The sequence below is a fragment of the Mesorhizobium sp. GW821-FHT07A06 genome, from assembly GCF_059419085.1.
Genome location: NZ_JBWKRC010000017.1, coordinates 94,177 through 113,653 on the forward strand (window position 1 = coordinate 94,177; position 19,477 = coordinate 113,653).

The following is a 19,477-nucleotide window of genomic DNA, read 5'->3' on the forward strand; positions in this document are numbered from 1 at the left end:
ATCGCATCTTGTCGCGACTTGATGCCGGCATCGCCTGGGGCAGGCCGATATCGCTTGCAAGGCAAGCGATCAAGAATAGGATCGGCCAGCTGCAATTGAAGGATGGCGAGCGTGTCGGATCGAATACTCATCGGACCGTCCGATCAATGGATGCAGACGCTGCGCTTCGCCACGCAAGCGCCTGATCCCGATGTCGCCTGAAACGGAACGACTTCTCTCCGCGCTCGGCGATCGGCTGGGCGAGGGCGGCGTGCTTGCCGGCTCCGCTGTCGAACAACGCTATCGCGACGATCCCGACGGCAAGCTTGGCGTGCTGCCCGAAGTGGTGCTGCGCCCGCGCGATACCGTCGGTGTCGCGGCGGCACTCGCCGGGTGCAACGTTCTCGGCCAGCCGGTCGTCGTCCAGGGCGGACGCACCGGGCTGGCCGGCGGCACACGCGTCCAACCTGGAGAGATCGTGCTGTCGCTGGAACGCATGAGCGGCCTCGCCGCGCCGGACGCTCAAGCCGCCACCGTCATCGCCGAAGCCGGTGTGACGCTGCAGGCGGTGCAAGAGGTGGCGGATGGTGCCGGGCTCATGTTCGGCGTCGATATCGGCGCGCGCGGTTCGGCCACGGTCGGCGGCAACATCGCCACCAATGCCGGCGGCATCCGTGTGCTGCGCTACGGCATGTACCGGGCGCAGGTGCTGGGACTGGAAGCCGTGCTTGCCGACGGCAGCGTCCTGTCCTCGCTTAAGGGGCTGCCCAAGGACAATTCCGGCTACGACCTCGGTCAGCTCTTCATCGGCGCGGAAGGGACGCTCGGCGTCGTCACCCGCGCCGCGCTCAGGCTGCATCCGAAGCCGGCCTCCGAGGTGAACGCCTTCTGCGCGCTCGCTTCGCTCGATGCGGCGATCGCCCTGCTTGGGCTGCTGCGGCAAAAGCTCGGCCCTTTATTGTCCGCCTATGAGGTCAACTTCGCGCCGCTCTATGACATCATGGTTGGCAGTATGGCGATGTCGGCGCCGTTGCCGGCCGGCTCTCCGGTCTATGTGCTGGCCGAGATTCAGGGCAGCGAGCCCGAACGCGACAGCGAGCGCTTCGCGGAAGTCCTGATGCAGGCGGTCGAGGACGGCGTGGTCGATGATGTCGTCGTCTCTCAGTCGCCGCGCGAATTCCGGGCGCTTTGGGACGTGCGGGAGGACGCCAATCGCGTTCTGTTTTCGATCAAAGGCCTAATTGGCGTCGACATCAGCATCCCGCTGGCACGGATGGGGGCGTTCCTGCAAGAAGCCGAGACCGCGATCCGCGCCTTTGACCCCAATGCCGACATCTACGTCTTTGGCCATCTCGGCGATGGCAATCTGCACTACCAGGTGCGCACTGTCGATCCGGCGGCGGCCTACGGCATCGTCTATTGCGGCGTGGCGGTGGCGGGCGGCGCCGTTTCGGCCGAGCACGGCATCGGCCTCGACAAGAAGCAGTGGCTGCATCTGGTCCGCAGCGACACCGAGATCGCCACGATGCGGCGGCTGAAGACGGCGCTCGATCCGAAGAACATTCTCAATCGGGGGCGTGTCTTCGATCTCGATCCGACGGCCTTCGCACGATGATGCGCGTTCGATAGCTCAGGTCCGCTCCGTCGCCATCTGCCTGGGAATCAGGAAGCGGGCGGCGAGCACGCAGAGCAGCACGGTGAACATCAGGATCAGCGCCACCAGTGCATTGATGTCGGGTGAGAAGCCAAGCCGCATCATCGCCCACAGCCTGACCGGCAGCGTGCTTTGCGTGCCGGTGACCAGGATGGTGATCATTGTCTCGTCGAAGGATAGCGCGAAGGCCAGGATGGCGCCGCCGACCATCGCGCTCGACAGGTTCGGCAGGATGATGCGCCAGAAGGTCTGCCAACCGGTGGCGCCGAGGTCGTAGGACGCTTCGACCAGCGTGCGGCTCATCGACTGCAGGCGCATCAGCACGGTTCGGTAGACGATCGCCAGCACGAAGACAGTATGGCCGATGACGACCGTCAGCAGCGAGCGCTCGAGGCCGATCTCGCGGAAGAAGATCAGCAGCGCAAGGCCGCTGATGATCGGCGGCATCAGGAAGGGCAGGAAGATGATGAACTGCAGGATCGACCGTCCGGAACGGCGGCCGTGATAGTACAGCGCCAGCAGCGTTCCGCTGACCACTGAAAGGATGACGGTGCAGATACCGACGATAAGCGTGGTGCGCAGGGCAGCCAGGATGTCGTCGTTCCCGGCCAGCGCCCGATAGGTCGAGAGGGTGGGCGACGACCAGTCGACATCGCCATGCGAGATGGTGAAGAACGACGACACGATCGGCACGAACAGCGGGCTGTAGAGCAACACCGCGACCAACGTTGTGATCGCGGCCAGGAAGATGGTGGCGGGCCGGGGCAGGGCGCTCATATCGACGTCCCCCGGCTGCGTCCGAAGCGTTCGCCGATGAGGATCGCGCAGATCACCACGATTGCCAGCGCCACCGAGAGTGCCGCGCCGAACGGCCAGTTATAGGCCGTGCCGAATTGGCTGTAGAGGATGCGCCCGAATGTGAAGCCGCTGATCCCGCCGACCATTTGCGGCGTCAGGAAGTCGCCGATCGCCAGCACGAAGACGAAGCTCGCCGCCGAGGCGACGCCGGGCAGGCTGAGCGGCAAGGTGATGCGCAGGAATGTCTGCAGGCCGCTGGCGCCGAGATCATCGGAAGCGCGCAGCAAGGTCTGCGGAATGCGCTCCAGCGACAGGAAGATCGGCAGGATGGCGAAGGGGATCAAAAGCAGGCTCAGCGTCAACAGGATGGCGTTCATGTTGAAAACGAAAAGCGTCGACGGCTGCTGCAATATGCCAAGCGCCACCAGCGCCTTGTTGAGGAAGCCGTTGAGGCCGAGAATGCTGCGGATCGCGTAGATCTTGATGACGTAGCTCATCAGCAGCGGCACCAGCAGCAGCATCAGCAAGGCATAGCGCCACCGCCCTCTGAGGGTGGTCAGGAAATAGGCGGCGGGATAGGCGAGCAGGATGCAGATGACGGCCACCGACAAACACAGCACGATGGTGTTCCAGAATACGGGCAGAAAGATCGGGTCGGTGAAGAACCTGACATAGTTGCCGAGCGTCGGCGCGTAGACGATCGTGCCCTGGTCGACGCTGAAGAAACTGTAGACCAGGAAGATCGCCAGCGGCACGAGCACGAAGATCACAGGCAAGGCGAAGGCCAGCACCGTCACCAGCAGCGACAAACGCCTTTCTGGGGGCTGTATCGTTGCGGCCGCGCTCATGCCAGCACCAGATGGCCTTCATGCGGCGCAAAGCACAGCGAGACCGTTTCGCCGGATCTCAGCACGCTGCCGCCGATCCGGCTCGGCATGCGCAGCCGCAGGCGTTGCGCGGCATTGCCGGCATCCGAGGCGATCGTGGCGACGGTTGACGAGCCGGCAAAGGCCAGGTCCGCGATGGTGCCGGAAAAGCGGTTGCCGCTGTCCTTGGCGTCGGCAAGATGCAAGGCTTCGGGACGGAACGCCGCGAAGGCGGCGGCGCCATCCGGCGCGGCTTGCAAATGCGGCTGACCGCCGATCGAACAGACAAGGCGCCCAAGCGCGGTCTCGATCGATCGCAGGTCGCCCTGGACGGGACCGAGTTTCCCGGCCACCAGGTTGTTCTCGCCGAAGAAGCGCGCCACGAACTCGCAATTCGGCTTGTAATAGAGGTCGTGCGGCGTGCCGAGCTGGCGAATGTGCCCCGCCTGCATGACGCAGATCCGGTCGGCCATGCCGATCGCCTCCTCCTGGTCATGGGTGACGAACAGGAAGGTGGTCTTGATCTCGCGCTGGATGGATTTCAGGAACTCCTGCATCTGCCGGCGCAATTCGAGGTCGAGTGCCGCGAGCGGCTCGTCGAGCAGGATCAGGCGCGGCTGGCAGATCAGCGCGCGGGCGAGCGCGACGCGCTGGCGCTGGCCCCCGGAAAGCTGTGCCGGGAAGCGGTCGGCGAAACGACCGAGCTGCACCAGTTCCAGCGCCTCCGCGACACGGCGCGCGATCTCCTTGCGCTGGACATGGCGCACCGAAAGCCCGTATCCGACATTGCCGGAAACGGTCATGTGCGGGAACAGCGCATAGTCCTGGAACACGGTGTTGAAGGGCCGCTTGTTGATCGGCATGCGGCTGATGTCCTGACCGTCGAGGCGGATCTCGCCTGACGTCAGCGGCTCGAGCCCGCCGATCAGCCGCAGGACAGTCGTCTTGCCCGAACCCGAAGGCCCGAGAACGGTCAGGAACTCACCGTCCTTGATCGACAGGTCGATGTCGTGCAGCACGGGAACCGTGCCGTAGGATTTCGAGACGGACCGCAGCGTCAGCAGGTCGGTGTTCTGGTTCATGATATAGTCTCGCATACGCTGCGGCGGTCCGGTACGTCCGGACCGCCGGGTCCTTCGAAATCAGGTGCGGAAAGGATCAGGGCGTCGCCTTGACCTCGTTCCACATATCCGAGCGCTTGAGCGGGTCCTCGACATTGTTGAGCCAGACCAGCTTGTCGTTGCTGCCGGCGCTGCTCGACTCGACCACGGTGTTGCCGAAGCCGGTGCGCTCGGAAAGCTCGCCGCTGACCTTCTTCGTCAGCATGAAGTCGATCCACTTCTCAGCCGCCGCATTGTCGCGGACGCCCTTGGAGATCACCCAGTTGTCCAGCCAGGCCAGCGCTCCCTCGCTTGGATTGATGTAGGCGACGTGGGCACCGATCTTCTGCAGTGCCTTGACCTGCTGCTGGCCGTAATTGGCCCAGATCAGGGCAACGTCATTGTTCTGGTAGATCTGCTGCGCCTCGTCGGCGGTGGTGTAGAAGCTCAGCACATTGCGCTTGAGCTCGACCAGCTTGGCCTTGACCGCCGCCATCTGCTCCTCATTGAGGTTGAACGGATCCTTGTAGCCGAGCGTCAGTGCGGTGAACGAGAAATTGTGTTCGCCATTGTCATAGGCCAGGATCTTGCCCTTGTAGGCCGGATCCCAGAGCACCGACATCGAAGTCGGGGCCGGCTTGACCTTGTCGGTGTCGTAGATCAGCCCGATGGAATCGAAGCAGAAGGGAATGCCGTAGACCTTGCCGTCCTTGGTGTCGCCGCTGACCTGCGACAGGTCACGGAAGCGCGGCAGCACTTCCTTCTGGTTGGGCAGCTTGGTGATGTCGATCGGCGACACCAGATCGGCCTTGATGTAGCGCTGCAACTGGGCGGTGTTGACGGCGAAGACGTCGAAATCCTGCCCTTCGCTGCCCTTGATCTTGGCCCAGATCTCGTCGTCGCTGCCGATGAAGACGACATCGACGCCGATGCCGGTGGCGGCCGTGAAGTCCTTCACCCAATCCGGGTCGGCGTAGCCGTCCCAAGCCAGAACCCGCAGGTTCGCGGCCAATGCGGCCGATGTCATCAGGCCGATGCCGAGCCCGATTGTCGCCAGTCTTAGAAACACTTTCTTCAGTCCCATTTTTAATCTCCCATTGTCGTTCTGGTGGACCGTAATTGTCGGACTTTCGCCGTCACAGCTGGGTGACGGTGACCAGCCCCTCGTCCGGCACCGACACCATTCTGTTGCGGAGCGGCTTGCCGAATGTCTGTGCCTGGATTTCATACTCGTCGCCGGAAGCCGTCTTGACGCCGGAGGCGTAGCTCATCACCGCCGCCCCGAAGAAATAGGCGTGCAGGTCACCCGGCCTGCGGTGCATCGGGTAGCGGAAATGGAAATGCTCGAGGTTGGCGATCGAGTGCGACATGTGCGCCTCGCCCGACAGGAATTCCTGCTCCCAGATGACGGTGCCGTCGCGCAGGATGCGTGAATAGCCGCGCACTTCGTTCGGCAGCTCGCCGATCAGCAGTTCGGGGCCGATCGAGCAGGAGCGCAGCTTGGAATGCGCGAGGTAGAGATAGTTCTCGCCCTCCGTCACGTGGTCGGAGTATTCGTTTCCGAGCGCATAGCCGATGCGGTGGGGATGGCCGTCCGGACCATTCAGGTAAAGTCCGACGATCTCGGCTTCCTCTGCCCCGGCTTTCGCGAATGCCGGCATCGGCAGCGGCGCGCCAGGCGGCACAATGCAGGTGCCGACGCCCTTGAAGAACCACTCGGGCTGGATGCCGATCTTGCCGGCGCCGGGTTTACCGCCCTCCAACCCCATGCGGAAGATTTTCAAGGAATCGGATTCCTCGGCACCTTCGCCATGCGTCAGAACATGCATCTGGTTGCGTGCGGCGGCACTTCCGGTGTGGGTCAGGCCGGTGCCGGTGACCAGGAACCGCGCCGGCTCCGGGTGATCCAACGGGGCGAGCACGCGGCCATCGCGCAACAGCTCGTCATAGTCGACTGTCGCGGCGCCCGTCCGCTTCTCGACCAGCGAGGCGATTGATACACCCTCGGCGATCGCCGCTTCGGCGAGGTCCAGCACGCTGGCCGTCTTTTCGAGCGGATGCAGGCGGTTGCCGTCATCGGAAACACGGCCGACCCGCCTGCTGCCATCCGGCATTCTGAACTGAACAAGACGCATGAAATACCCTTCTTCCCTTGGAGCCGCGCGGGTTACACCCAGCCGGCATCGACGATGAACTGCTGGCTCGTGCACATGCGGCTGTCGTCGGCGGCGAGGAACAGCGCCATGCGCGCGATATCGGAGGGCTGCAGCCGGTCCGGCAGGCACTGCCTTTCGTCGATCTGGCGTTCGCCGGCCGGGTTCAGCCACAGCCGCATCTGGCGCTCGGTCATCACCCAGCCGGGCACCATGCAGTTGACTCGGATGCGCTCGGGGCCGAGTTCACGGGCCAGCGCCCGCGTCATGCCGTAGACAGCGGCTTTGGCGGTGACATAGGCCGGGCAATCGGGATCGCCGACCATCCAGGTGATGGAGCCGAAATTGATGATCGAGCCGCCGCCCTGCGCACTCATCTGCGGGCGCACCGCCTGCGCAGCGAAGAACTGGTGGCGCAGATTGACCGCCATGCGGTCATCCCAATAGGCGACCGTGACGTCCTTGGTCTGATGCCGGTCGTCATTGCCGGCATTGTTGCAAAGCGCCTGGATCGGACCATTGTGCCGTGCTGCCTGCGTTGTGGCTGCCTGCAGCTCTTCGACATTGCGCAGGTCGCAGGGAATGAACAGCGGTGCGCTATGTCCTTCGGCCGCGATCGCATCGACGAGCCGCCGAGACGGCTCCTCGGCCAGATCGACGAAAGCCACACGGCTGCCTTGCGCGCAGAAATGGCGCACCAGGCTTTCACCGATGCCGCTGCCGCCGCCGGTGATGAAGACGCTGCGGCCCTTGAGGCTTGGGTAGGTCGCGTAGCTGCCGATTGGATCCGTCATCGTGCGTCTCTAGTGGGAATGCCGGGGAATGCCGGCATCGCGCCGGCCGACGAGAAAGTCGAAATCGCAGCCCCTGTCGGCCTGCAGAACACGCTCGACATAGAGGCTCTGGTAGCCGCCTTCGGGCGGTGCCGGCGGCTTCCAGTCGAGACGGCGGATCGCCAGTTCCTCGTCCGATACCAGCAATTCCAGACGGCGGCCGGCAACGTCGAGCTCGATGAGATCGCCGTCGCGCACCAGCGCCAGCGCGCCGCCTGCCGCCGCTTCAGGCGCCACATGCAGCACGACGGTGCCGTAGGCCGTGCCGCTCATGCGTGCGTCCGAAATGCGCACCATGTCGGAGACGCCCTGCTTGAGCAGCTTGGCCGGCAGCGGCATGTTGCCGACCTCGGCCATGCCGGGATAGCCGCGCGGTCCGCAGTTCTTCAGCACCATCACCGAAGAGGCGTCGATATCCAGTTCCGGGTCGTCGATGCGGGCGTAGTAGTGCTCGATGTTCTCGAAGACGACAGCCTTGCCGCGATGCTGCATCAGCTCGGGCGTCGCCGCCGACGGCTTGATGACCGCCCCGTTGGGCGCCAGATTGCCGCGCAGGATCGAGATGCCGCCTTGCTCTGTCAGCGGTTCGCTCAGCGGACGGATGACCTCGCGGTTGTAATTGGGCGCGCCGTCGACCAATTCACCGATCGTCTTGTCGCTGACGGTCATGACGTCGCGATGAAGAAGCCCCACTTCATCAAGCGACGCCATGACCGCAGCTAGCCCCCCGGCATAGTAGAAGTCTTCCATCAGGAATCTGCCCGACGGCATCAGGTCGACAATCGTCGGAACGTCGCGGCCAAGACGGTCCCAGTCCTCGAGGCTGAGATCGACACCAACCCGGTTTGCGATGGCGATCAGGTGCAGCACCGCATTGGTCGAACCGCCAATCGCGCCATTGACGCGGATGGCATTCTCGAACGCTTGCCTGGTGAGGATCTGCGCTATCGTCACGTCGCGGCGGACGAGCTCGACGATCTGGCGTCCAGCCAGTTGGGCAAGCACGCCGCGGCGCGAATCCACCGCCGGAATCGCGGCATTGTCCGGCATGCCGATGCCGAGTGCTTCCACCATGCTGGCCATGGTCGAAGCCGTGCCCATCGTCATGCAGCTGCCGGCCGACCGGCTCTGGCCTTGCTCGGCGGCGAGGAAGTCGGCGACCGGCATGCGCCCCGCCTTCACCTCCTCGGCGAATTTCCACACATGCGTGCCCGAGCCTATGTCTTGTCCGCGAAACTTGCCGTTGAGCATCGGCCCGCCGGAGACGGTGATGGTCGGCAGGTTGCACGAGGCAGCCCCCATCAGCAGCGCCGGCGTGGTCTTGTCGCAGCCGACCAGCAGGATCACGCCGTCGATGGGATTGCCGCGGATGGATTCCTCGACATCCATGCTCACCAGATTGCGGAACAGCATGGCGGTCGGGCGCATGTTGCTCTCGCCCAGCGACATTACCGGAAACTCCAGCGGCAGGCCGCCGGCCTCATAGACGCCGCGCTTGACGTGGTCGGCCAAGGCGCGGAGATGGGCGTTGCACGGGGTCAATTCGGACCATGTGTTGCAGATGCCGATCACCGGGCGGCCGTCGAAAGCGTCTGCCGGGATGCCCTGGTTCTTCATCCAGCTGCGGTGCATGAAGGCGTTCTTGCCTTCACCGCCGAACCAGGCTTCGGACCGCAGTTTGCGTTTGGTGTCGGTCACGATTGCTGGCCCCGATCGTTGCGGCGTTTGTTGCGGTTCTCGACGCTGCGGCGCACGTCGTCCTCGGCATTGTCGATGAGCACCAGCAACGCTTTCTGCGCACCGAGCGCGTCGCCGGCGGCGATCTTCTCGGCGACCTCGCGATGCAGCGGCAAGGAGTGGCGCTGTCCATCCGGATTGTCGTTGGAGAGGCGAAAGCTCATCACCAACGCGGTTTCGACCAGTGCGGCCAGCGAGCCGATCAGCTCATTGCCGGTCATGCGCAGGATGGTCTGATGGAACACCAGATCGGGCTTGGCGAAGCGGTCGCCATCGTCGCTCACCGCTTCCATTTCGGCGAGTGCCGCCTGGATCTCGGCGATCTGCGCCGGGTTGGCGCGCTGGGCGGCGAGGGCTGCCGACATCGGCTCGATGGCGCGGCGCAATTCGAACAGCGCGCGCACATCGTCGGCGCTGATGCCGCCGGCGTAGCGCCATGACAGCACGTCGGGGTCGAGGAAATTCCAGTCGGAGCGGGGACGCACGCGTGTGCCGGTTTTCGGCCGCGATTCGACCAGCCCCTTGCCGGCCAGCACCTTGATCGCCTCGCGCAGCACCGTGCGACTGACGCCCAGCATCTCGCTGGAATCGTCCGCATTGGGCAGGGCTTCTCCTGGCAGGAAGTCGCCCTGGACGATGCGCAAGCCAATCTGCTCGACGACGGTCGCGTGCAGCGCGGTGGAGCCACTGGAGACCGCCACGGCAACCCGTGACGTACGCGCCGTGCTGAAAGATTTCTTATTCTTCATACTATTCATATGATATGTCTTATAGCCATGGCGATTGGAGTCAAGGGATGGGGGATGCCGATGACAAAGAATTCCGCTGCCGTTGCCGCGCAGCAGACCGAACTGGTCTCGATCAGCGACGGCATCGCGACTGTCGACATTGCTCCTGCAGCCGGCGGCGCCGTGGCATCGTATCGGTGGTGGCAAGATGGCTCTGTCGTGGATTGGCTGCGCCCAGCGGATCCGCTGGCGATCAGCCGTCGCGATGCAGGCGCCATGGCCTGCTTCCCGCTCATCCCCTATTCCAATCGCATAAGGGGCGGCCGCTTCGAATTCGCGGGTCGCACTGTCCAACTGCCCAGTCGGCCGGAGGATCCGCACCATGAGCACGGCCATGGCTGGCGCCATCCTTGGACGGTTGTGAGGCACGAAGCCGGCACGATCGTCCTGCGCTATCGCCACGCCGCCGATTCCTGGCCATGGAGCTATGAAGCCGAGCAGGAGATCACTCTGGCTGACGGTACGCTTTCCATAACCATTGCCGTGCGCAACCTGTCGGACGCGCCGATGCCGGCTGGCTTCGGCCTCCATCCCTATTTCCCGTCGACGCCGTGGACGCATGTCCAGGCGTCGGTGTCCGGCATGTGGGAAACCGACGCGGAGATACTGCCTGTCCGTCACGTTCCGCCGCCAGCAGGGGCCGATCCATCCATCGGCTTTGACGTGTCGGAGGTGGATTTCGACACGGTTTTCACCGGATGGACGCGCCGTGCCCGGATCTCCTGGCCGGAGCATGGGCGGCAACTGGACATGGAGGCCGAGGCACCGCTCGATTTCCTCGTCCTCTACACGCCGCCGGGTGAGCCGTTCTTTTGCGCCGAGCCGGTCAGCAACATCACCGATGCCTTCAACCGCGTGAACGACGAGGACACCAACACTGGCTGGATAATGCTGGCGCCCGGGCAGAGGCGATCCGCCTGCGTTCGCTTCACGCCGTCACGGGCCGTCTGACGTCGTTGCCGGTGACAAACTTGGCGGCCTCGCGGCGAGCCCGGCACGACATGGCCGCGCGGATCACCGTTGCGACGCGCGGGCCGCAAGCTTGGAAACGAACCGATCGGCTATCTTCTCATCGACGGTCGGCCGCCCGGTCGACATGCAGGTCCGGCCTTGATGCATGAACGCGCCGAAGGTCAGGCGCCCGGCCTTGCGGCTTCGCGAATGGTCTGCAGCAGGATCGTGAAGGCGGGCGAGGGCGCGGTGTCGGTGCGCATCGTCAGGCCGACCGGCCCTTTGGTTTGCTCGGTGTCGACCGGCAAGGCGACGAAGGCGCGGCTCGCGAGCTCGTTGGCGACCACGCCGGCCGAGATGATCCACACCGCATTGCTCTGCCGCATGAAGGAACGCCCGAAGGAATCCGAGACCGTCTCGATCTCGGTTGCCGGCGCGGTCATGCCATTGGTGATGAAGAGGCGATCGACAAAGGGACGGATGACGGATTCCCGGGTCGGCATCAGCACCGGGAATTCGTCGAGCCTGGCGAAGATGTCCGCTCCCGGTTCCAGCAGCGGATGCCCGGCGCGCACGACGAAGAGCACCTGTTCCGAGTAGAGGTGCTCGAAGAAGAAACCGGTCATGTTTTCGGGCGCCGCCAGCCGACCGACGACGAGATCGAGCGCGCCGCTGCGCAACTGCTCTAGCAGCACGGCGTTCTCCCCGGTGACGATCTTGATCGCAGCTCCGGTGTTCTCCTTGAGGAACAGGCTCATGGCTTGCGGCATCACCTTCGTCGACACTGTCGGCAGCGCGCCGATGCGGATCGGGTGGCGATGGATGGTACCGTCCTGGCGAACGGAATCGATGCCCCGCTTCAACGCCGATATTGCCGAGCCGGCATGGTCCAGGAAGATTTCGCCAAGCCTGGTGACCCGGATGCCGCGCCCGTCGCGCTCGACCACGGCGATGCCGAGCGCCTCTTCCAGTTCACGCAGGGTCTTGGTCACCGCCGGCGCGCTGACATGCAGGAAGTCGGCGGCGCGGGCCACGCTGCCCTGCCGGGCGACTTCCAGGAATGCCTGCAGGTGACGGAACCGGATGCGGCTGTCGGGCATGAATTTGATAACCCCCGAGTTAATGAAACGGCGCAAAATATCATTTTACCGAACCAAATGCGGCGTGCAATGTGGAGATGGAGGATCGAAATCGTGCCATTCGTCACCATTGGCGGCATCACGCTGCACCACCGATATGTCGAGGCGGACGGCAAGACGGCCCCGATCGTGTTCATCAATTCGCTCGGCACCGATCTGCGGATCTGGGATGAAGTCGTTGCGCTTTTGGCCGGCGAGATGCCGCTGCTCGTCTATGACAAGCGCGGCCACGGTCTCTCCGACATCGGCAGCGGCGTCCACTCGATTAACGACCATGTCGACGATCTGCACGCCCTCGTCGACCACTTCGGTTTCGACAAGGTCGTGCTGTTTGGCCTGTCGGTCGGCGGCATGGTGGCGCAGGGCCTGCATGTCCGCCGCCCTGAAAGCGTCCTGGGCCTGATCCTCAGCGACACCGCCCACAAGATCGGTACCGCCGAAAGCTGGAACAGCCGTATCGCGGTCGTGGAGCGCTACGGCATCGAGGCGATCGCCGATGGCGTGATGAAAGTGTGGTTCACGCCGGATTTCCATGCCGGGCGCCCCGCCGACCTTGCCGGTTGCCGCAACATGCTGACCCGGCAGGCGCTGCCGGGCTATATCGGGACATGCAAGGCTGTCCGCGACGCCGATTTCACCGAGAGCGCGCGCCGCATCGCTGTCCCGACACTCTGCGTCGTCGGTGACCAGGACGGCTCGACGCCTCCCGATCTTGTCCGCTCGCTGGCGGATCTGATCCCCGGCGCACGTTTCGAAATCATCCGCAACGCCGGGCACATTCCGTGCATCGAGCAGCCGGAGGCGCTGGTCGCGCTGATCCGCGGTTTTGTCGCATCGCTTGCCCCTGGAGAAACCCATGGATGAAGTCCCCGGCAATACGGCAAGATATCGGACAGGCCTTGCCGTGCGACGGTCGGTGCTCGGCGACCGCCACGTCGATCGGGCCAATGTCGCGGCGACCGGTTTCGACCAGCCGTTCCAGGAGCTGATCACCGAGGCCGCCTGGGGGACGGTGTGGGCGCGGCCGGGCTTCACCAGGCGCGAGCGTTCGATCGTCACGCTGGCGCTGCTGGCCGCGCTCGGCCATGATGAGGAAGTGGCCATGCATGTGCGCGCCACCGCCAACACCGGCGCCACGCGCGACGACATCCGCGAGGCGTTCCTGCATGTCGCCATCTATGCCGGCGTGCCGGCCGCCAACCGTGCCTTCAAGATCGCCAAGGACGTGTTTTCGGAGATGGACGGAGCCGACAATGCCCGCTGAGTCCGGCTCGAACCGGAGGCCCGAGACCGGCGCCTTCTTCCAGCGCGACCGGACATGGCACCCGCCGGCGCTGACGCCAGGCTACAAGAGTTCGGTGCTGCGCTCGCCGCGGAAGCCGCTTTTGTCCTTCGACAACACGCTGTCGGAAATAGCGGGACCTGTCTTCGGTCACGCCATGCTGGGCGAGTTCGACAACGACCTGATCCATAATTTCGCCAGGCCGGGCGAGAGCGCCATCGGCGAGCGCATCATCGTCCATGGGCGCGTGCTCGACGAACGCGGCATTGGGGTGCCCGGCGTGCTGCTCGAATTCTGGCAGGCCAATGCCGGTGGCCGCTACCGCCACAAGAGGGATGGCTATCTCGCGCCGCTCGATCCGAATTTCGGCGGCTGCGGCCGCACCATCACAAGCGAGGATGGCTTCTATGCCTTCCGAACCGTCAAGCCCGGGCCCTATCCATGGCCGAACGGCCCCAATGACTGGCGCCCCGCGCACATTCACTTCTCGGTGTTCGGCCATGGCTTTGCCCAGCGGCTGATCACCCAGATGTATTTCGAGGGCGATCCGCTCATCTGGAAATGCCCGATCGTTCGCGGCATCGCCGACAAGGCGGCCATCGAGGCGCTGACGGCCGTCCTCGACACGCAGGCGACGATCCCGATGGATGCGCTCGGCTACAAGTTCGATATCGTGCTGCGCGGGCGCCGCTCGTCGCTGTTCGAAAACCGGCTGGAGGGCAATTGATGGCCCAGTTGCCCGACAGGCTCAGGGAAAGCCCTTCGCAGACGGCGGGCCCTTACGTCCATATCGGGCTGACGCCCAATTTTTGCGGCATCGGTGGCGTCTATGCCAGTGACCTTGGCGCGACCATGGTCAACGAGAAGACAAAAGGCGAGCGCATCGGCCTGCGCATCCGGGTGCTTGACGGCACCGGGACGCCGCTCAAGGACGCTCTGATCGAGATCTGGCAGGCTAACGCGGACGGACTCTACAATTCGCCGGCTGAATTGCGCGGTGTCGCCGATCCGAACTTCTTCGGCTGGGGCCGTTGCCCGACCGACATGGACACTGGCGTCTGCGCCTTCGAGACGATCAAGCCCGGCCGCGTGCCGTTCCGCGATGGCCGCCCGATGGCACCGCACATCACGCTGTGGATCGTCGCGCGCGGCATCAATCTCGGCCTGCACACAAGGCTGTACTTCTCCGATGAGGAAGAAGCCAATGCCGGGGATCCGATCCTGGCGCGTATCGAGCAGCGCGTCCGCGTGCCGACGCTGATCGCCGAGCGCCAGGGCGACACCTACGTCTTCGATGTCCATCTCCAGGGGGAGAAGGAAACGGTCTTCTTCGACAGCTAGGAGATCCGCGATATGACCATATCGGCCTTCGACCATCCATTGCTTTCCGCCTTTCTCGGCGACGAGGAGGCGGCGAGGCATTTTTCCGTCGAGGCCGAGATAGAGGCAATGCTGGCGTTCGAGAGCGCGCTGGCGGAAGCGGAAGCCGAAAACGGGATCATCACCAGGGACGCGGCGGTGGCGATCGGGGTGGTGCTGGCCTCGTTCCGGCCGGACACGACCTTGCTGCGCGCCGCTGCCGCCAAGGACGGCGTCATCGTGCCGGAACTGGTACGCCAACTCAGAGTGGCGGTTGGCGAGCCGCATGGCGACAAGGTGCATTTCGGTGCCACAAGCCAGGATGTCATCGACACTGGCCTGGTGCTTCGACTGAAATCCGTCGTCGACCATCTCGGCCTGCTCCTGACCGAGACCGTTTTGCGCCTCACATCGCTTGAGGAGCGTTTTGGGGGCAGGGCGCTGACCGGCATGACCCGCATGCAGCCCGCGATCCCTATCCAAGTAGCTGATCGCGTGAACGCCTGGCGCGGGCCGCTGCGGCGGCATCGGGAAAGACTATCGGAACAGTCTGGGCGCCTGCTGGTCGTGCAGTTCGGCGGCGCCGCCGGGACGCTGGAAAAGCTTGGCGACAAGGGACCGGCGGTGCGCGCGGCGCTTGCCGCAGAACTCGGCCTTGGCGATGCGCCGCAATGGCACAGCCAGCGCGACGCGCTCGCCGATTTCGCCGGCTGGCTGTCGCTGCTGACCGGCAGCCTCGGCAAGTTTGGTCAGGACATCGCCCTGATGGCGCAGGGCGGCGCCGACATCACGCTTTCCGGCGGCGGCGGCTCGTCGGCCATGCCGCACAAGCAGAACCCGGTGAAAGCCGAAGCGCTGGTGGCGCTGGCCCGCTTCAACGCCACGCAGCTTTCCGGCATGCATCAGGCGCTGGTGCATGAGCAGGAACGTTCGGGCGCGGCATGGACGCTGGAATGGCTGCTGCTGCCGCAGATGGTGGTCGCGACCGCGGCATCGCTGCGCCTTGCCGCCGAACTCGCCGCGCAGATCGAAAGTCTCGGCCACTGATGCGAACGCAGGTCGTCATCGTCGGCTCGGGACCCTCCGGCCTGCTGCTTGGGCAACTTCTGGCCGGCATCGGTGTCGAGACGGTCATTCTGGAACGCTCAAGTCGGAACCATGTGCTTGGCCGCGTGCGGGCAGGGGTGCTCGAACAGGGCACGGTCGATCTGCTTGGGGAAGCCGGTGCTGCCGCAAGGTTGCATGCCGAAGGCTTGCCGCATTCCGGCATCTCGCTGGCCTTCGACGGGCGCCTGCACCGCATCGATCTCGCCGAATTCACCGGTGGCAGGCATGTCACGGTCTACGGCCAGACCGAGGTGACGCATGATTTGATGGACAGGCGCGAGGCGGCCGGCCTTGTCACCGTCTACGAGGCGTCGGATGTGGCACTGCATGATTTCGGCGGTGCCGCACCATTCGTCACCTACGACAAGGACGGCATCACGCGTCGCATGGATTGCGACTTCATTGCCGGCTGCGATGGCTATCATGGCGTCAGCCGCGGATCGGTGCCGGAGCGGGCGCTGAAAACGTTCGAGCGGCAGTATCCGTTCGGCTGGCTCGGCGTGCTGGCCGAAGTGCCGCCAGCGGATCACGAACTTGTCTACGCCAATCATGAGCGGGGCTTTGCGCTGTGCTCGATGCGCTCGACGCACCGCAGCCGCTACTATGTGCAGTGCCCCGAGGGTGACCGAGTCGAGGCCTGGTCGGACGATCGCTTCTGGGACGAGCTGCGCCGCCGCTTGCCGGAACAGACGGCGGCCAGCGTCACCACCGGACCTTCCTTCGAAAAGTCGATCGCGCCGCTGCGCTCTTTCGTTGCCGAACCGATGCGCTTCGGCCGGCTGTTCCTGGTTGGCGACGCTGCTCACATCGTGCCGCCGACCGGCGCCAAGGGCCTCAACCTCGCCGCTAGCGACGTGCGCTATCTCTTCAACGGGTTGCGGGACTTCTATCAAGGGAAGTCCGAAGCGGGTCTCGATGCCTATTCCGCCAAGGCACTGGCGCGGGTCTGGAAGGCGGTGCGCTTTTCCTGGTGGATGACGACCATGCTGCACCGCTTTCCCGATACCGGGGACTTCGGCCAGCGCATCCAGGAGGCCGAACTCGACTACCTCGTGCACTCGCGCGCCGCGTCGACCGCGCTCGCGGAGAACTATGTCGGCCTGCCCTATTGAGGATAGCGGTGCGCGGATTTACCGGCCCAGCAGGTTGCGCTCGACGGTTCTCAGATGCGCCAGCATGGCCTGGCTGGCGCTCTCCGGGTCACGGCGCAGCAGCGCATCGAGAACGATCTGGTGCTCGCTGCAATAGATGCCGCGGCGTTCTTCGGAAAAGGAACGCTTTTTCATTTCGAACCATGGCGCCTGATTGCGCAGGATGCGCATCAGATTGTGGATCTCCTTGAGGAAGTCGTTGCGCGAGCAGGCGAAGATGCGGTGGTGAAACTCCGCATCCCAATGCTCGAAGGTCGGCATGTCCTGCGACTCCGAAGCGATCTTGTGCGCCTCGCGCACCGCGTTGAGTTCCATGGCGCTGGCATTGGTGGCGGCGAAGGCCGCCGCCGCCGGCTCAAGCAGCTGCCTGATCTCCATCATGTCGGCCGGGCTGGTGCCTTCCATCCGGCCGACAACCGCTGCCATCGAACCAGGATTGGTGGCGGTCAGGAATGTGCCGCGCCCGACATGCCGAACCACGGTGCCGTCGTCCTCGAGGAAGGAGACGGCGCGGCGCACCGTGTTGCGCGCCACGCCGAATTCGCTCGCCAGATCGCGTTCCGGCGGCATGCGGCCATTCTCGATCCATTCACCGGAAGAAATCCGCTTCTTCAGCGCGGTGGCGATATCGCTGGCGACGAGCTTGGGCATGTCCGGTCACTTTTATCTGATCCGATACTGAACCATTGATAGCAGCTTCAGGTTCCGTCGTCCATCGCATGGCAGCGGTCGATATCCTGTGAAGCGGTAGGGCTGGCAACCAAATCCTTTTTGGTGCGACCAACCCAGATTCTTCTTGCGGGCTAAACCAATCGGCGATAGCGTGTAACAAAAGAGCGAATAATTGGCTCAGTATTGGTTCAGGGAGGATCTGGATGCGGGTCGCGACTTTTTCGATCGCCGGCGAACGTCGCGTGGGGCTTGTCGATCTCGACGCCCAGACGATCGCGCCCTTCGATTTTTCCGTTGATCAGGCCAAATCAGGCATTCTGGCTTTGATAGAGCGCAACGGCGCCGGCATGCCGCGCACCCTGTCGCCCATCCCGCTGGCGCAGGTGGAAATCGAGGCGCCCATCCCGCAACCGCGCCGCAACATCTTCTGCGTCGGCAAGAACTATCACGAGCACGCGCACGAATTCGCCCGCAGCGGCTTCGATTCCAGCGCCGGCGCCGGCGCGATCCCGAAGCATCCGATCATCTTTTCCAAGGTTCCCGAATCGGTCGTCGCCAACCATGCCAGCGTGTTGATCGATCCATCGGTCTCGACCGCCATCGACTATGAGGCGGAGCTGGCCGTCATCATCGGCAAGGGCGGGCGCGGTATATCGAAGGAGAACGCGCTCGACCATGTCTGGGGCTACACCATCGTCAACGACGTCACGGCCCGCGATCTGCAAGGCAGATACAGCCAGTGGTTGATCGGCAAGTCGCAAGACACGTTCTGTCCCATGGGCCCGTGGGCGGTGACCAGGGACGAACTCGACCTGGCAACAGCCGGCATCCGGTGTTTCGTCAACGAGGATCTGCGCCAGAATTCCCGCATATCGCTGCTCATCTTCGATATTCCGACCATCATCGCCACGCTGTCGCAAGGCATCACGCTGAAGCCCGGCGACATCATCGCCACCGGCACCCCGGTCGGGGTCGGCATCGGTTTCGACCCGCCGAAATACCTCAAGGCCGGCGACGTCGTGCGCATCGAGATCGATGGCATCGGCACGCTGGAAAACCGCTTCACGGAGCATGCGCAATGACCACGGTGACGGTTGGCCAGGTCGTTGCGGAAGTTGTCGGCGAGGGCGCCGCCGTGGTGATGATCCATGGCCTCGGCGGTACCTCGAACATGTTCCAGCCGCAGATGGCGGCGCTTTCCGCCTATCGCGTCATCCGGCTCGACCTGCCGGGCTCCGGCCGCTCGCCGCGCCCGATCGAGCCGCTGACCGTCGAAGGGATGAGCGAGGCCGTGATCCGCGCCATGGCCGGCATGGGGGTTGCTGCCGCGCACTTCGTCGGCCATTCGATGGGCACCATCGTTTGCCAGCAGATCGCCGCGACGCAGCCATCGCTGGTTACATCGCTGGCGCTGTTCGGCGCCCTGGCGGAACCGACGGACGCAACACGGCAAGGGCTCGCCAACCGGGCGCGTCTGGCGCGTTCGGGCGGTATTGCCGATATCGCCGACCAGATCGTCGCCAACGCGATTTCCGCGCACACAAGGGAAACCTCGCCGGCGGCAGTTGCCTTCGTGCGGGAATCGATCACGCGTCAGGATCCCGAATCCTACGCCCGCACCTGCGAGGCTCTGGCCAAGGCGACCGCGGTCGATGCGCGCAGGATCTCGGCGCCGACGTTGCTGGTCACCGGCGACGCCGACACGGTCAATCCGCCGGGGGTCGCCCAGGCGCTTGCCGACAAGATCAAGGGCGCCGTATTCTCGTCGCTGGATCGGTGCGGGCACTGGGCCACGGTGGAAAGCCCGCGCGAAAGCAGCCAGAAGCTCGCCGATTTTTTGAGACGGGTTGATAGGTGAGGATTTCTGATCGAGCGTAGAACTGTGCGCTCGGCAAGTGGGGAGGCTTG

The 19,477-nt window shown here is 64.4% G+C and carries 21 protein-coding genes; 10 read left to right on the forward strand and 11 right to left on the reverse strand.

What is annotated here, in order from left to right:
• Positions 1-190: 190 nt before the first annotated feature.
• Positions 191-1,594 carry an FAD-binding oxidoreductase gene (locus tag AC07SZ_RS33120; RefSeq protein WP_056564606.1) on the forward strand — a complete coding sequence of 468 codons (1,404 nt, stop codon included), beginning with the start codon at positions 191-193 and terminating at the stop codon, positions 1,592-1,594.
• A 15-nt stretch (positions 1,595-1,609) separates the two neighbouring features.
• Here the strand turns inward: AC07SZ_RS33120 and AC07SZ_RS33125 are convergent, their stop codons facing one another.
• From AC07SZ_RS33125 to AC07SZ_RS33160, 8 genes are all read right to left on the reverse strand, one after another.
• Positions 1,610-2,410: an ABC transporter permease gene (locus AC07SZ_RS33125; protein WP_494917598.1), complete on the reverse strand. Its 801-nt coding sequence runs from the start codon at positions 2,408-2,410 to the stop codon at positions 1,610-1,612.
• Entirely contained in the window at positions 2,407-3,240 is an 834-nt protein-coding gene (locus tag AC07SZ_RS33130) for an ABC transporter permease (RefSeq protein ID WP_244493906.1), read from the reverse strand. Before AC07SZ_RS33130 ends, AC07SZ_RS33125 begins: the two co-directional genes overlap by 4 nt.
• A 35-nt stretch (positions 3,241-3,275) precedes the next feature.
• Entirely contained in the window at positions 3,276-4,379 is a 1,104-nt protein-coding gene (locus AC07SZ_RS33135; protein ID WP_494917599.1) for an ABC transporter ATP-binding protein, read from the reverse strand.
• 76 nt (positions 4,380-4,455) lie between these two features.
• Complete coding sequence (locus tag AC07SZ_RS33140; protein WP_056564594.1) at positions 4,456-5,481, reverse strand: ABC transporter substrate-binding protein; 1,026 nt, start codon at positions 5,479-5,481, stop codon at positions 4,456-4,458.
• Between the two features lie 52 nt (positions 5,482-5,533).
• Entirely contained in the window at positions 5,534-6,532 is a 999-nt protein-coding gene (gene araD1 / locus AC07SZ_RS33145) for an AraD1 family protein (RefSeq protein WP_056564591.1), read from the reverse strand.
• 32 nt (positions 6,533-6,564) lie between these two features.
• A complete protein-coding gene (locus AC07SZ_RS33150) occupies positions 6,565-7,344 on the reverse strand; it encodes an SDR family NAD(P)-dependent oxidoreductase (RefSeq protein ID WP_056564588.1) in 780 nt (259 codons plus the stop codon).
• Between the two features lie 9 nt (positions 7,345-7,353).
• Positions 7,354-9,081, reverse strand: a complete 1,728-nt coding sequence (locus AC07SZ_RS33155) for an IlvD/Edd family dehydratase (protein ID WP_494917600.1) — start codon at positions 9,079-9,081, stop codon at positions 7,354-7,356.
• A complete protein-coding gene (locus AC07SZ_RS33160; RefSeq protein ID WP_056564582.1) occupies positions 9,078-9,869 on the reverse strand; it encodes a FadR/GntR family transcriptional regulator in 792 nt (263 codons plus the stop codon). The genes AC07SZ_RS33155 and AC07SZ_RS33160 overlap by 4 nt, the downstream gene beginning before the upstream one ends.
• A 60-nt stretch (positions 9,870-9,929) precedes the next feature.
• Between AC07SZ_RS33160 and AC07SZ_RS33165 the strand changes: the two genes are divergently transcribed.
• A complete protein-coding gene (locus tag AC07SZ_RS33165) occupies positions 9,930-10,859 on the forward strand; it encodes an aldose 1-epimerase (protein WP_494917601.1) in 930 nt (309 codons plus the stop codon).
• 63 nt (positions 10,860-10,922) lie between these two features.
• Here the strand turns inward: AC07SZ_RS33165 and AC07SZ_RS33170 are convergent, their stop codons facing one another.
• Both AC07SZ_RS33170 and pcaQ read right to left on the reverse strand, forming a co-directional pair.
• Entirely contained in the window at positions 10,923-11,027 is a 105-nt protein-coding gene (locus AC07SZ_RS33170) for an aldehyde dehydrogenase family protein (protein WP_494917602.1), read from the reverse strand.
• 14 nt (positions 11,028-11,041) lie between these two features.
• The gene (gene pcaQ, locus AC07SZ_RS33175) at positions 11,042-11,959 is read right to left on the reverse strand and encodes a pca operon transcription factor PcaQ (RefSeq protein WP_172374274.1); all 918 of its coding nucleotides are present in this window, start codon (positions 11,957-11,959) and stop codon (positions 11,042-11,044) included.
• A gap of 93 nt (positions 11,960-12,052) precedes the next feature.
• Here pcaQ and pcaD point away from each other — a divergent pair, with 93 nt between their 5' ends.
• Genes pcaD through pobA form a run of 6 tightly spaced genes read left to right on the forward strand, consistent with a single transcriptional unit; the run spans position 12,053 to position 16,858 of the window.
• On the forward strand, positions 12,053-12,862 hold the full coding sequence (gene pcaD, locus AC07SZ_RS33180; protein WP_056565710.1) for a 3-oxoadipate enol-lactonase: 810 nt from the start codon (positions 12,053-12,055) through the stop codon (positions 12,860-12,862).
• Positions 12,855-13,262: a 4-carboxymuconolactone decarboxylase gene (pcaC, locus tag AC07SZ_RS33185; RefSeq protein WP_172374272.1), complete on the forward strand. Its 408-nt coding sequence runs from the start codon at positions 12,855-12,857 to the stop codon at positions 13,260-13,262. The genes pcaD and pcaC overlap by 8 nt, the downstream gene beginning before the upstream one ends.
• A complete protein-coding gene (gene pcaH / locus AC07SZ_RS33190) occupies positions 13,252-14,007 on the forward strand; it encodes a protocatechuate 3,4-dioxygenase subunit beta (protein WP_494917603.1) in 756 nt (251 codons plus the stop codon). The genes pcaC and pcaH overlap by 11 nt, the downstream gene beginning before the upstream one ends.
• Positions 14,007-14,621 (forward strand): protocatechuate 3,4-dioxygenase subunit alpha, encoded by a 615-nt coding sequence (gene pcaG / locus AC07SZ_RS33195; protein ID WP_494917604.1) that lies wholly within the window; start codon positions 14,007-14,009, stop codon positions 14,619-14,621. Before pcaH ends, pcaG begins: the two co-directional genes overlap by 1 nt.
• A gap of 12 nt (positions 14,622-14,633) precedes the next feature.
• Positions 14,634-15,686 (forward strand): 3-carboxy-cis,cis-muconate cycloisomerase, encoded by a 1,053-nt coding sequence (locus AC07SZ_RS33200; RefSeq protein WP_172374270.1) that lies wholly within the window; start codon positions 14,634-14,636, stop codon positions 15,684-15,686.
• Positions 15,686-16,858, forward strand: a complete 1,173-nt coding sequence (pobA, locus tag AC07SZ_RS33205) for a 4-hydroxybenzoate 3-monooxygenase (RefSeq protein ID WP_494917605.1) — start codon at positions 15,686-15,688, stop codon at positions 16,856-16,858. Before AC07SZ_RS33200 ends, pobA begins: the two co-directional genes overlap by 1 nt.
• A gap of 18 nt (positions 16,859-16,876) precedes the next feature.
• Here pobA and AC07SZ_RS33210 read toward each other — a convergent pair whose 3' ends face one another.
• Positions 16,877-17,548 carry a FadR/GntR family transcriptional regulator gene (locus AC07SZ_RS33210; RefSeq protein ID WP_056564565.1) on the reverse strand — a complete coding sequence of 224 codons (672 nt, stop codon included), beginning with the start codon at positions 17,546-17,548 and terminating at the stop codon, positions 16,877-16,879.
• Between the two features lie 224 nt (positions 17,549-17,772).
• Here AC07SZ_RS33210 and AC07SZ_RS33215 point away from each other — a divergent pair, with 224 nt between their 5' ends.
• Together AC07SZ_RS33215 and AC07SZ_RS33220 are read left to right on the forward strand one after the other, a co-directional pair.
• Entirely contained in the window at positions 17,773-18,651 is an 879-nt protein-coding gene (locus AC07SZ_RS33215; RefSeq protein ID WP_056564561.1) for a fumarylacetoacetate hydrolase family protein, read from the forward strand.
• Complete coding sequence (locus AC07SZ_RS33220) at positions 18,648-19,427, forward strand: alpha/beta fold hydrolase (protein WP_494917606.1); 780 nt, start codon at positions 18,648-18,650, stop codon at positions 19,425-19,427. The genes AC07SZ_RS33215 and AC07SZ_RS33220 overlap by 4 nt, the downstream gene beginning before the upstream one ends.
• Positions 19,428-19,477: the final 50 nt, after the last annotated feature.